The organism is Mycoplasmopsis lipofaciens ATCC 35015, from assembly GCF_000686585.1.
Classification (GTDB): Bacteria; Bacillota_I; Bacilli_A; order Mycoplasmatales; family Metamycoplasmataceae; genus Mycoplasmopsis; species Mycoplasmopsis lipofaciens.
Window position 1 is genome coordinate 32,402 of record NZ_KK365990.1, and the last position, 14,732, is coordinate 47,133.

The 14,732-nt window shown below is 25.1% G+C and carries 10 protein-coding genes; 5 read left to right on the plus strand and 5 right to left on the minus strand.

Annotation, left to right across the window (positions count from 1 at the left end; all coding sequences use genetic code 4):
* The first annotated feature begins 31 nt into the window (after positions 1-31).
* From secA to T388_RS0103030, 5 genes are all read left to right on the plus strand, one after another.
* Positions 32-2,587 (plus strand): preprotein translocase subunit SecA, encoded by a 2,556-nt coding sequence (gene secA / locus T388_RS0103010; RefSeq protein ID WP_027120825.1) that lies wholly within the window; start codon positions 32-34, stop codon positions 2,585-2,587.
* Positions 2,588-2,711: 124 nt separating this feature from the next.
* Positions 2,712-3,854 carry a DUF2179 domain-containing protein gene (locus tag T388_RS03755; RefSeq protein ID WP_051586205.1) on the plus strand — a complete coding sequence of 381 codons (1,143 nt, stop codon included), beginning with the start codon at positions 2,712-2,714 and terminating at the stop codon, positions 3,852-3,854.
* 119 nt (positions 3,855-3,973) lie between these two features.
* Positions 3,974-4,213, plus strand: a complete 240-nt coding sequence (locus T388_RS0103020; RefSeq protein WP_027120826.1) for a DUF2188 domain-containing protein — start codon at positions 3,974-3,976, stop codon at positions 4,211-4,213.
* Positions 4,214-4,222: 9 nt separating this feature from the next.
* A complete protein-coding gene (locus T388_RS03760; protein ID WP_051586206.1) occupies positions 4,223-5,704 on the plus strand; it encodes a phospholipase D-like domain-containing protein in 1,482 nt (493 codons plus the stop codon).
* A gap of 47 nt (positions 5,705-5,751) precedes the next feature.
* Positions 5,752-7,107: an endonuclease gene (locus T388_RS0103030; protein ID WP_027120827.1), complete on the plus strand. Its 1,356-nt coding sequence runs from the start codon at positions 5,752-5,754 to the stop codon at positions 7,105-7,107.
* Between the two features lie 35 nt (positions 7,108-7,142).
* On the opposite strand, the gene T388_RS0103035 is transcribed toward T388_RS0103030, so the two are convergent.
* The 5 genes from T388_RS0103035 to T388_RS0103055 form a co-directional block, all read right to left on the minus strand.
* Positions 7,143-8,330 (minus strand): MAG4270 family putative restriction endonuclease, encoded by a 1,188-nt coding sequence (locus T388_RS0103035; RefSeq protein WP_027120828.1) that lies wholly within the window; start codon positions 8,328-8,330, stop codon positions 7,143-7,145.
* Positions 8,318-9,190, minus strand: coding sequence for a DNA (cytosine-5-)-methyltransferase (gene dcm / locus T388_RS03865; RefSeq protein WP_318023993.1), 873 nt, complete (start codon positions 9,188-9,190; stop codon positions 8,318-8,320). The genes T388_RS0103035 and dcm overlap by 13 nt, the downstream gene beginning before the upstream one ends.
* A complete protein-coding gene (dcm_N, locus tag T388_RS03945) occupies positions 9,117-9,509 on the minus strand; it encodes a DNA (cytosine-5-)-methyltransferase N-terminal subunit (RefSeq protein ID WP_036456952.1) in 393 nt (130 codons plus the stop codon). The genes dcm and dcm_N overlap by 74 nt, the downstream gene beginning before the upstream one ends.
* A 368-nt stretch (positions 9,510-9,877) precedes the next feature.
* The gene (locus T388_RS0103050) at positions 9,878-10,297 is read right to left on the minus strand and encodes an HD domain-containing protein (RefSeq protein WP_027120830.1); all 420 of its coding nucleotides are present in this window, start codon (positions 10,295-10,297) and stop codon (positions 9,878-9,880) included.
* Positions 10,298-10,320: 23 nt separating this feature from the next.
* Complete coding sequence (locus T388_RS0103055) at positions 10,321-14,661, minus strand: PolC-type DNA polymerase III (RefSeq protein WP_027120831.1); 4,341 nt, start codon at positions 14,659-14,661, stop codon at positions 10,321-10,323.
* Positions 14,662-14,732: the final 71 nt, after the last annotated feature.

Genomic DNA, 14,732 nt, shown 5'->3' on the forward strand with positions numbered 1-14,732 from the left:
TCATATTGATATTTAGTATAAAATTAAAATTATGAAATTATTAAATATTAAATCAACAGAAATGCGTATTGCAGAAAAAACACTAAAAAAAATAAATCAATATGAAGAACTTATTTCTAAATTAACTAATGAGGAATTGCAAAATAAAACTAATCAATTTAAAAGTAGAATTCGCGAAGGAGAAAGTTTAGATAAAATTCGTCCTGAAGCATTTGCGGTTTGTCGTGAAGCAACAAAAAGAGTTTTAGGTAAAAGACCTTATGATGTTCAAATGCTTGGTGGTGTTCTATTAGATTTAAGTTCCGTAGCAGAAATGAAAACTGGTGAGGGTAAAACTATTACTTCGATCGCTCCAGTTTATTTAAACGCTTTAATGGGTAAGGGTGCAATTGTTTCAACAGTTAATGAATACTTATCAGAGCGTGATGCAATTGAAATGGGAGAAGTTTTTAATTTTTTAGGCCTAACAGTTGGTATTAATAAAGCGCAAATGGATCCATCATTAAAAAGACAAGCATATGCTTGCGATATTACTTATTCTGTGCATTCTGAATTAGGTTTTGATTATTTACGTGACAATATGGCAGATAGCATTGAAGAAAAGGTTCAAAGAGGCTTGTATTTTTGCTTAATTGATGAAGCTGACTCTATTTTAATTGACGAAGCTAAAACACCATTAATTATTTCGGGTGGTGAGGGCGAAGATGCCCAAACATATTTTGTTGCTGATCAATTTGTTAGAACGCTAACTGAAGATGATTATGAAATAGATGAAGAATCTAAAGCTATTACATTAACTTATAATGGTGTTCAAAAAGCAAATAAATTTTTCAATTTTAGTAATTTATATGATATTGAAAATTCAGAAATAGTTCATAGAGTGCAAAATGCATTAAGAGCACATAAAATAATGAAAAATAATGTCGAATACATTGTAAGAGACGGAAAAATTGAATTAGTAGATGCTTTTACTGGTCGTATTATGGAAGGTAGAGCATATAGTGAAGGTTTACAACAAGCTTTACAAGCAAAAGAAATGGTTGAAATTCAACCTGAAACTAAAACTTTGGCAACAATAACATATCAAAACTTCTTCCGTATGTTTGATAAATTATGTGGAATGACAGGTACAGCAAAAACAGAAGAACAAGAATTTATTGACATTTACAATATGCGTGTAAATTTAGTTCCAACAAATAAACCAATCATTAGAGATGATCAACCAGATGCTATTTTTGCCAATTATGAAGCAAAATGAAAAGCGGTCACTAAAAAGGTTAAAGAATTATATGACAAAGGTCAACCAGTATTAATAGGAACTGCGCAAATTGAAGATTCTGAAATATTGCATGATTTTTTAATTCGTGCAGAAATACCACATACTGTTTTAAATGCTAAACAAAATGCTTCAGAAGCAGAAATAATTTCACGAGCTGGCGAAGTTAAATCTGTTACTATTGCAACGAATATGGCAGGTCGGGGAACTGACATTAAACCAACTAAAGAAGCACTTGAATTAGGCGGATTATTTGTCATTGGAACTGATAGAGCAGAAAGTCGTAGAATTGACAATCAATTAAGAGGTCGTTCTGGTCGTCAAGGTGATCCTGGGGTTTCAAAATTTTATGTGTCTTTAGACGATCAATTGATGCAGCGTTTTGCTAATTACGAGCAATTTAAAGAATCATATGCATCAGAAGGTGATAAAGAAATTACAAATAAAAATTTACGCTTTGCTTTTAAACATGCTCAAAAGAAGATTGAAGGTTTTAATTATGATAGTCGAAAAAGTGTCTTACACTATGATGATGTTATAAGACAACAACGTGACTTATTTTATGCTCAACGTGATTTAATTTTAGTAAATAAAGATATTGAATTTATTATTGAAAGAATGGCTAAAAATGTGGCTAATAGTATTTCAATAATGTCTAAATTTAAAAATCGTAATGGAACATTCAACTACGAAGAATTCGTTAGATATATAAATGAAGATTTTTTAGGTAAAGGCACTAGAAAAAGATTAACTTTAAAAGAAGTGAAAAAAGTACATGATACTGATATAAAAAGCTATTTAACTGACTTTTTTGTTCAAATTTATAAAATTTGACGTTCTATTGCATTAAAATCAACAGATGAAGATTATGTTTTATGAATTGAAAAAAGTATTGTTTTAAAAACAATTGATTTATATTGACAAAATCATATTGATGCAATGGATAAATTACGTTCAAATATTAATTTAGTACAATATGCACAAAAAAATCCATATCAAGTTTATACAGATGAAGGTGGCAAAAAATTTGATGCAATGTTAAAAAATATAGCTTATGATATTGTTAAAGAAATATTCAATAATCGTTTAGGTGTTGAGTCTTTAATATCAAAAGAAATTAAAGGCGATCCTTTATTTCAACAATTGATTGATACGTTAGTTTTTGATAAAAGTATGTCAAATGATGAATGAGAAAGATATTTATTGGATATGTATTTAAATATCAAAGACAAAATTGAACAAAATACTAAAGAATTAGAAGCTTTGGCAACTCAAGAATTAGAAGCTCTTACTAACAAAAATGAAAAATAGTGTTATATTATATATGAGCCGACATTGAGGTTTATAACTTTAATGGCAAAATAGTCCTGTACAAGGGCTTTTTTTATTTTTATTAAATTGATATCAATAACATTTTAGTAAAATAGTATTTATTATGATAAAAAACAATTCAAATAATTATAAAATGGACAAAACCACAGAAATTAAGAAAGCTAAAATTAAACAAAATTTATTGCATTTTAGTACTTTATATAGAGTAAAAACTATAAAATGGCAAATTTTATTAACAACAATTGTTGGCATACTTTTTGGTGTGACACAATTCTTTTTTATTCAAATTACCGGTTTATACGAAATGGGTTTAGCTGCTATTTGTCAATCAATAGCACGTCTGACTAAACAAATATTAGATGATTATTCTTCTTTGCAATACATTTGAGTATTTACTATTTATAATAGTATATTTTGATTGCTCAATCTTGTTGCAAACATACCTTTATTTATATTATCCTATAAAAAAGTTAGTAAACGCTTTGGTTTTTTAACTATTATATTTATGGTTGCGGTATCATTGTCTGGATTAATTGTAAGTAATATTCCTGGAGCAAATCATTTATATTTATTAGGACAATTGAATGAATTTTCATTAATAACTTGAAATAATGGGCAATTTAAAGATTTATCAATTTTTATATATGCATTAATTTGAGGTGCATTACAAGCTATATATACTGCGTTACTTTTAATAATTGATAGTTGTTCTGGTGGGTTTGATATGTTAAGTGTATATTGATCTCATAAGAAATTTAAAGATGTAGGCGGAGTCTTAGGAATGCTTCATTTTATTTCTTTATTAATTGCTAATTTCTTGGGTACATATATTCCATATGGAATGAGTAGTGGAAGTTATTCGTCAAGTAATTATTTTTCTCCAACATTTATAGCAGGTCTGGTTATGGTTTTATTTAATGGTGTTTTATTGAATGTATTATTTCCAAAATATAAAACAGTTAAGGTTGAAATCTATTCATCAGAATCAAAACAAATTGTTAATGAATTAAATCAATTAAAAGATCATAGATTTACTACAAGTATTAAAAAAGTTGAGGGTGGCTATAGTAAACAAATTCAAACTGTTCTATTTACAATTTGTTTATTTATTGATGCAGCAAAGGTTTTAGAAATCGTTCGTAAAGTTGATGAAAAGGCTTTTGTGGCTATAATAGATATTAAAAAAGTTGATAGTTACATTTTTATAGCTAAAAACAAAAACAAAAATATTTTTAGAAAGAAATAACAAAAATATTTAAATAACATATTAATTTTGATATGTTTTTTGTCAAAACTTTGAATTTTTGTTTATAATTAATTTAATTATTTTACTTATTAACCTATAAAATAGTATGAAAGGAATATATGGCAGAAACTAAAAAAGAATCAAAAGTTTATCACGTTACTCCAAAAGGAATGGGATGACAAGTTAAAGGTGTTGGCAATTCAAGACCAACTAAAATTTGTGCAACACAAAAAGAAGCAATCGAATTTGCAAATGAAATAGCAAAAAAACGCGAAGGTTCGGTAATTATTCATAAAACAACTGGTCGTGTAAGAGATAGTATTAATCATAAAACACGTAAACCAAAAGTTAAAAAATAAAAATAAAATATGAAAAAGTATCTTAATATAAGTATTTGAATAATTGAAGCAATAATTGTAATTTCATTATTTGCTTTACTAATATATTATTCATACCAATTTAACCCAATACTTTTCATATTTTTTGTTTATTTGATTTATGTTTTAAATACTATATCCGTTGTTATTATATTTAATCAAACTCGACCCGAAAATTCTAAATTATCATGATTGCTTGTAATGATTGTTTTACCATTATTAGGTAACATACTTTATTTTACATTTGGAAGTAAATATAGAAGTAAAAGAGAAAAAAATATTGAAAAAACTAATAAATATGTTTTAAATAGATATGTTCCTCAAAATTGTATTATACAAGATGATAATTTGGTTAATATTAATAAAATCAACAATATTCATACTTTAAGTGGAGATTATTTATTTTATGACAATGCAATTAAATATTATTTAAACTTATTTGATTCAATAAAAAAAGCATCAAATAATATAATGATTATTTCTTATATATTAAAGCCGGGCGAAATACTGGATACATTATGTAGCATTTTAATTCAAAAAGCACGAAATGGTGTAAAAATTAGATGACTTATTGATGACTTTGGAAGAGGTTTGGTCAAACCAAAATATTTTAATAAATTAAAAAAACACAAAAATATTCAAATTGTATTTTTATCCAAAGTTGTTTATCCTTTTATACATTCTGAAAATTTTTATCGTAATCATCAAAAGTTTTTTGTCATTGACAATAAAATTGTTTTTAGTGGCGGATGTAATATTAGTGATGAATATGTTTCACTTTCTAAAAAATATGGTTACTGAGCAGATTTAAATTATAGATTATGTGGAAATTCCACAAATCAATATATTTTATTATTTTTGAAATATTGAGATCTTTGAGCTAAAGAAAGTTTAGCAGTAGAAAAATATTTAAATTTTGTAGATGAAAAAAAGAAAACAAATTCATGTTTAATTTATGATTCACCTATTTATGATATTAGTAAATTAGAAACTAATTTTTTACAGCTTTTTTCTAATGCTAAAAAATCTATAAAAATTGTTACTCCTTATTTTTCTGTAACCACTTCTATTATGAATTTACTTAGCGTTTTATTGCAAGCAGGAATTGATGTTGAGGTTTATTTTTCAGGATTATATGACAAAAAAATAATACATGAAGTTAGTTTAAATGAATTACGTAAATTACAAAAAAATGGTTTAAAATTATACGAATTAAAAGACACATTTTTACATACCAAATGCGGTATTATAGATGATACTATTGCATACATTGGAACAAGTAATATGGATATGAGATCTATGTATGCTCAATATGAGTTAATGGATATTATTTCCGGTGAAGGTGTAAAAGATATCATTAAAATAGTTGAGCAATATAAACAATATTCTGTATTGAACTCAAAGAATATGAACTTAAAATCATATAGTTTGTTAAAAAAAACAATGTTAGAGGCAATTAAACCATTAGCCTAATAGTATAATTAATCAGTTAAACAAAAAATATTAAATAAGGATCGAATATGAAATTTAAAAAAATTACTATGTTTTCTGTTGCATGTATTTCAACACTATTACCAATTGTATCTTTATCATGTGAAAATAAAAAAGATACATCTAAAACAGTTGATTATATTAATTTGGAAATTAGAAAAAATGCAAACATTGACAATTTAACTATTAACGATATTATTATTCCAAGTGATTTGAATATAGATATCCAATCATTAGTTATACAAAAAAAATTATCAAAAAATATTATTATCATCTCAGGGAATTTTAAAAATTCTAATAAAACTTTTATTAGTGAAACATTTGTAGATTTTTCAATTGATAATTCAGAAATTGAAAAATTGTTAAATGAAGCTAATGAGGAAGTTATAAAACTTCAAAATACAGAATTAAAAAACATTCTTTTAGAAAGTTTAAAATCAATTAAACTATTGTTACAAATTAGAATTAATCAACAAATAAAAGAAAATTTAAAATTTAGAATTAAAGAAATTATTAAGCAAATTAAAACAAGCAATGTAAATGACCCCGAAGAACCCCATAATCCAAGTAATCCAAGTGTTGTGAAGCCTACCAATAGTAATTTAGTATATGATAATTCGAATTATTATGCTGAATTAAATGGTTTAAGAGGCGAACAATTATTTATAAAATTATCAGAATTGCAAAGAAGATATAAAAATGGAATACAAGGCTACAATGATTTGTATCGTGTTTATAGAAGTGCTTTTGTTGATAAATATTTTGAAAAAGATAATACATTACTAGATATTTATTCAGAAAATCCTAATGGCAAAGATCCCTATGTTTTTAGTTGGAATCAAAATAACGGTGGCTATCATGGTGAAGGAGATATGTATAATCGTGAACATATAATTCCTCAATCATGATTTAATAGAGCACAACCTACAAGAAATGATGCTCATATGGTTTGACCTACTGATGGAAAAGTGAATGCATTACGTAGTAATTATCCACATTATTATGTAACTCATCCAACACATACTTCACTAAATGGTACTAAGGTGGACGGTACATATGCAGAACCTATTGATGTATTTAAAGGTGATATAGCTAGAGTTTACTTTTATTTTCAAATTACACACAAAAACGCACAATCAGGACACGCCTCTGAAGTTTTTAAATCAACATATCCATATTTCAATGATAAGTTTTTAAAAACTTATTTAGATTGATCTAAAAATGATCCTATTGATCAATTTGATATTGATAGAAATAACGCAATAGCTAATGAATATGGAGGATTAAGAAATCCATTTTCAGATTATCCTAATTTACCTTATTTAATATGAGGAAATACAAATGATACGTTTGTAAACCATGGTGTTGCAATAGGTATAAATTAATTTAAAAAATAATGAGTTTTATTGCTCATTATTTTTTAATATAAAATCAATCTTTCATTGATTTTTAATTTCTCATTACGCTTTTTCAAATAGTATTTACATTTTTCTAAATAATCAGGATTTATAGTTTTATATTTTTCAAAATAATATTTTTGATTATCTTCAATTTTTTTTAAATATCTAAGTTCTCCATTATTTTCATCATAAGTTATAGCAATTTTATTAGTATCTAAACTTGTTGATCCATCAAAATAATAATGCAAAGCATTACTTAAATTCAAAAAATTATATTGATCCTTTACTTCTTTTTTAAATTTTTCAAATTTTTTTGAATTTTTTGAAAAATAGGCTTTTTTAGATTGATCTATTGCATCTTCTATAATTCATTTAACAGCATAAATATGTGCATTTTCTTGAACCTCTTCATCTGGAAAAGGTTTATTTACTATTTTATTAACATTTCTGACATATTCTGCTCTCAATTGTTGGAGAATTTTAGTAAATTCATATCTAATTTTTGTGTATTTTTTTAGATCGTTTTTATTACTTTTAATTTCCTTCATCAAATTCTTTTTTTCATTACTTCTCCCGTTTTTTTCTAAAAGATTTAGTGTTATGTATATGTCTGCATCAATGTTTTTTATATGATTTAAAAATTCGTTGGTATTTCCAAAATTTTTAGATTCAAATAATTTATTTCTTTCAAAATATAGACTTGATTCAATATCTTTTGTCCCATCTAACAAATCCATTAACATAATTAAATTATTATATTTAATGTTCTTATTGCAACATATTAATTCAGCTCTGTCTGGATTTGTCATAGTTCCTGCAGCATTATTACCTTTAAATAAATATATTAGACTTTTAAATGTTTTACCCATAAAATTATTTTTTATAAAATGATTAAATATTTTAATTTGCATTTCATTCAATTGTATTAATTTATTTGATTTTACACATGGCCTTTTCTTTAATTCAATGTCTAGGCTTTCAAACAATTTTTGTCTTCATTTGAAACTTGAATTTTCTTCAATAAAATGAGATTTAGTGTTATAAAGATCAATATTTCCTTGTTTTAATATAAATTTCTTTGCATGAATAATAAGGTGATTGTCAATAGCAATTAAAAATTCACCTAAAATGTTTAGTTTATTATTATTTCTACCTGAAGAGACTGGAATTCTAAAAAAATGCAAATCATTTTCATTTATTTTATACATTTCAATACCTCAATAAAAATATTCTCCAATACTTCAACAGATATTGAATTGCCGCATGTATATATCATTTTAGAATCAGTTATAATATTTTCATTTTTTACATTGAAATAATCTTTTTCTGTGAAACCCATATATTTATATGCTTCTTTGCTATTTATATTTTTTATAATATTTTTATCAGGAAAATAAAACTTTAATCTACTATTTGCACCTGAAGCTGTTAATGTAGGGCCATATCCTTTTGGTAAATATAAATAAGATTCACTATTAAAATTAGAGTAATTATAAATATAAAATTTAGTAATATTATTTTTTGTTTTTATGCATTCACCTATTTTATAGGATAATAAATTATTTTTTAATATATCATCTTTTTCAATTTTTATTATTTTGTCTAAATCATTTTTATGAACAATAGAGTTTGGAAATTTAAAAACTTTTTTTATACTTTTATTTAAAATAGAAATCATAAAAACACGTTCTCTATTTTGTGCAGAACCATAATTGGAAGAATTTAAAACTTTGTATCATGAAATATAGCCTAATTTTTCAAGAGACTTTATTCAGGAATTAAATTCATTAATAAATTTTTTTGTAGTTAATGCTTTAACATTCTCTAATAGCAAAACTTTTGGAAGATTATTAATATTATTGTTTAAAATTCTTTCGATTTGATAAATTAAACCACTTCTAGATGTTTTAGTCATTCCTTTTTGTTTTCCTTGTTGACTTAAGTCTTGACAAGGAAATGAATATGTAAAAATGTCTATATTTCTTGGCAGTTTATTAACTAAATTGACATCGGTAGATGTCTCTCTCTCTCTCTCTCTTCTTATAGACTTTATTAAAATATTTATTATCTACAAAACTATATAAATATGGAAAAATTTGTCTCAACTTTTTTTCATTAATTTTGTAAAAATATGTTTTAGAAACTGCAGTTTTAGAATCAGAACTAAAATTATATGAATGTAATATTTTTGCCATTTCATTTTTAGTCATTTGTTTTTCACTATTTAATTTACCATAATGTATTAATTGATAACTAATTATTGCATCAATATATCATTCAATTGCACCAATAGATTTAATTTTTGTGCTTTTATTTTTTATGTTTTTTAATGCTTTGTATTGAGAACCAATTCCTGCAAAAGCTTCAAATAATCTAATTGTTTTCATTGTTTAATTCTATCGCAAAATACTAGCCATAAAAGTACTTTGATATATTTCATTAAATTTAATTTATTATATTGTTTTATTCCAAATGATTTGAACACAGATATTTAAAAATTAGTTATACAAAAAATTGCCAAAAATATTATTATCATCTCAGGAAAATTTAAGAATTCTAATAAAACTTTTATTAGTGAAACCATTTTTAGATTATCCTAACTTACCTTATTTAATATGAAAAAATACAAACAATACGTTTGTAAACCATGGTGTTACAATAGGTATAAATTAATTTAAAAAATAATGAGTTTTATTGCTCATTATTTTTTAATATAAAATTAATCTTTCATTGATTTTGAATTTTTTAATAATGCTTATATTTCTAATAAATAAGCAATTCCTTTTAAATATTTTCTAACTCTTCTTTTTGCATCTTCGGTATCAAAACACTTCAATCTTGTTATATCTAAATTATGGTACATATCAATTAACTTAACTTGTTTGGCAATTGGATTTGCTTTAACTCTATTTAAGTAGACAATATAATCTTCATTCTCTCTTTTTGTCATTGCATTAACTGCATCAGCAATTTTTTTGCCAAATTTTTCTTCAATTGTTTCCAATGTTATTTCAGTGTCTTCTACTACATCATGTAATAAAGCTACTATTTTACAATCTTTATCATTAAGTTTGCTTGCTACATATTTTGGGTGATTAATGTAGGGAATACCCGCTTTGTCAAATTGTCCTTTATGTGCTTTTTTCGCAAATTTATAAGCTTTTCATACACTCATGTTTTTTCTCCTTTTATTTCATATTAAAATAATTTTATTTGATCAGTTGTAGAAAGACCTTTAAAAATATTTAAGTCTTCCATTTTGTTAACTAATGTTTTATTAACACTAGTTCTTCTAGTAAAGTCTTCAACGGAAATGAATTCTTTTTCATTTCTAGCATTAACAATTGACTCAGCAGCAGCCCCACCTAAACCATCAATTGCATCAAAAGGTGGTATTAGACATTGATTTTTTTGATCAATAATTCATTCATGCGAATCAGATCTTTTTAAGTCAATATTACTAATATTAAATCCTCTAGCATACATTTCTTGCACTACTAAAAACATATTTATTAAATCTTTATCTTTTGCTTTTAAGTCTTTTTGACTAATAGATAATAATTCACGTAATCTATTTAGTGCCTTTGAACCATTTTTGATATCAACCATGTTTTGAATGTCTGTAGCTCTAGCATGAGCAGATAAATATGATGCATAAAAAGCAAGAGGATGAAATACTTTATATCAACTAATTCATCATGCCATTAAAACATACGCAGTGGCGTGAGCTTTAGGGAACATATATTTAATTTTTTTCATACTTTGAATTTGTCATTCAGGTGTTTTGTATTCTTTTAGTTTGTCTTCTTCTTCAAGAGTTAATCCCTTGCCTTTACGCACTTTTTCCATGATTTTAAATGAAAAATCTGAGGGAACGCCTTGTTTTATAAGCATATTTAAAATATCATCACGACAAGAAATAACATCGTCAATTTTAAATCCTTTTTCCATGATTAAATCTTTAGCATTATTTAATCAAACATTTTCACCATGACTTAATCCTGATAAAGAAATTAGGTTTGCAAATGATTTAGGTTGAGCTTGAATTAACATTTGTCTAACAAATGAGGTTCCAAATTCAGGGATTCCTAATGCTCCTGTTTTTTCACCACAAATATCTTCCGGTTTAATGCCTAAAGCTTTTGGAGAAGTAAAAATACTCATAACTTTTTGATCATTTTTAGGAATTTGGTTAATATTAATTCCAGTATATTTTTCAAGTAATTTGATTATTGTAGGATTATCATGACCTAAAATATCTAGTTTTAAAACATTAGAATCAATTGAATGATAGTCAAAGTGAGTTGTTTTTCATTCAGCATTTTTTTCATTAGCTGGATAACCAAAAGGAGTAAAGTTTAAAACATCATACTCTTTAGGAATAATTATGATTCCTCCTGGATGTTGTGAAGTTGTTCTTTTTAATTTTTCTAATTTTTTAGCTAAAAAATTGGTGTAATAATTTGAAAAATTTTGATGTGTTTCTTCTGCATATGCTTTAACATGTCCAAATGCTATTTTATCTTTTACTGTAAGAACAGTTCCTGCCTTAAATGTAAAATCATCACCAAATAATCTTCTAACTTCAGCATGTATTTGACCTTGAAACTCACCAGAAAAGTTTAAATCAATATCAGGAACTTTATCAGCATTAAAACCGAGAAAAGTTTCAAAAGGTATTGATTGTCCATCTCTTTCCATTTCTATGTTACATTTAGTACATTTTTTAGAAGGCAAGTCAAAACCACTAGTAATATTTTTATCTTCAGACAACTCAAAGTGTTTACATTTGTTACATAAATAATGAGGTGGTAAAGGATTAACTTCACTTATGCCACTCATTGTTGCAACAAATGAAGAACCAACAGATCCTCGACTACCAACAATAAAACCATTATCAGTAGATTTTTTAACCAAAATATGACTAATTCAATAAATAACATCAAAACCATATTTTATAATTGGATTTAATTCATCATTAATTCTTTTTTGAATTAATTCAGGAAGTACTTCGCCATATTTTTTGTGTGCATTTTCATAAACTAATTCTTTTAATTTAACTGCTGAATTGTCGAATTTTGGCGTAAACAAGCCATCTTTAATAACTTTAATATTTTCAATCATATCTGCTAATTTATGTGTATTAATAATAACTATTTCTTCAATTAATTTTTTATCATTTAAAAAAGCAAATTGATCAATCATTTGTTTTGTAGTTAAAAAATGTTGTTTTGGTATTTTTAGTCTTCCTAATCTAGCTTGTCTATAATCATATAAATAATGTCGTGAATTTTTAATACCTTTTGCATAAACTACTACTTCATAAGCTTTTTGGTCAATAGGATGTATATATTTAACATCTCCTGTTGCAATGACTAATTTATTTCTTTTTTTAGCTTCTAATATTATCTCTTTTAAACCAAATTCGATATTTTCTTTAGTCATAGATCCATTTTCAACATAATGTGATAATACTTGTGGCGCAGGTATTTCAATATAATCGTATTTTTCAATTTCTTTCAAAAATAATTCGTGTGAACCAAAAAAGTAGGCATCTAATAATTTTCCTTTTAAGGTTCCGGAACCAATTAAAACATTTTTATAATTAGGTAGATCTTCAATAAATGTTTTTGGTCCATTAAAATAATTATTAGTTAAACATTTACTTATCATTAAAAATTGTTCATCAAGACCTTTTTGATTTTTTGCAATAACACTAATTTCATTAGCTCTTACTCTATTATATAATTCTTCTGGGCAATAATTTTTAAGTTCGTTCAATGTAGTTATTTTATTATTTGTTAATAAATTAACTAATTCAATTCATACTTTTGCTAATACTTCAGCATCATAATCACCACGGTGAGCAACATCTGGATCATATTCAATTCCCAATCTATGTGCAATATTTTCAAGTCTATGTTTTTTATTATCTGGGAATACCATTCTAGAAACAACTAAGGTATCAATGACTAAAACGTTTGGAAAATTCATATTGTGTTCTCTAAATTTTTCTTGTAGAAAATGAAAGTCAAAAGTTGCATTATGAGCTAAAGCAATCTTGTTATTTAAATTGTCATATATTCTTTGAAGTCCTTCTTTAATGTCAATACCATTTTCTTCAATCATTTGGTCATTAATTCCTGTTAAATCAGTTGTAAAAGCACTTAATTTATTTTTTGTTTTAGTAAAAAATTGAATTCTATTAGTTAATCTAAAATTCTCATCAATAGGAACAGCACCGTATTCAATTAATTCACTAAATTTAGGACTTAAACCTGTTGTTTCAATATCGAATGAAACATACTCGCAATTTTTTATATTTCTATTTAAATCACCATTGCCATAAAACACATTATTTTCTTTACTAATTGTTGATAAAGCAACACCAAAAATAGGTTTTATTTTTCTTTTAACTGCTTCTAAATAAAATTTGGGAAAACCTTGAACACTATCAACATCCATAATGGATACAGCAGGCATTTTAAATTTTTCTGCTTGTTGAATGATTTCTTCGGGTTGTATTAAGCTATCCATAGTATTCATTTTTGAACTAATATGTAGTTCTATTCTCTTTTTATCTAGAGGCGAATTATCTTCAAGATCTTCTATCATTGCTTGTGCGGGTTCATAATTATCAATGTAAATAAAATTATTGTTTGAAATAGTTCCATTAAATGTAACTCATGAGTCGTTTTTTAGCTCTTCAAGTTGTTTCTCTGTGAGAGGTTCGTTTAAAAATCAACGTAATTCTATTGCTTCAGTATAATCAGTTAAACTAAAAGAATAAATATTTTTTTGATTTTTAGAGAAAGTAAAAGATTGATCAAATATTTGACCAGTTACTTGAACATTTGAATTAGATGGCATTTCTACAAGTGCACTTAGTTTTACTTTTTCATATTGTTTTCTACTTCATTTTTTTCTATATTGTGGAAATGAATTACTTTTAATTTCTATGTTTTGTTGTTGTTTGCTTAGCATTTCTAGAAATTGTTTAGTTTTTTCTTCATCACTTAAAACATTTTGAGTTTGAAAAATTTCTCCAACAACCATTTCTTTATAAATTAGGTTAAGATTTATCCTTTTAAAACCATATTTTTTCAAAGTTTCTTCAAGATTTTTAATTATCGTTTGTGATTTATTATAAAAATTTTCATCAGTTGTTATTATTTCAAAAACAAAGTTTTCTTTCATTTTTAAATTTTTTTCAAAATTAATATTTGCTAAGCTATTATATTTTGGTTTATTTTTACTTAAAAATTTTATAAAATCTGCAACATGATCTTTTCTATATTCTAGCAAATCAAAAGAAAAATTAACCTTGAGTTCATAGCTTTTATTTTCTCTAATAGTTTTTCATAATTCAAAAAAATCCTGAGGACTAATAACATCGTTAAATTGTATATGGATTAAATTTTGTTCGTGTTCATCTAAACCTAATGAGGTATTAACCATGCTTTTAGGTATTTTGAATCCAATAGTATCGCAGTAAATTTTAAATCTTGTTTTAGTTTTTTTTGTCTTATTTGTGTTCATATTATTATTTATTATATGATTAATTTATATATTAAAAATTTTTTTATCATTTTTTTCTATTTTATAGTGTT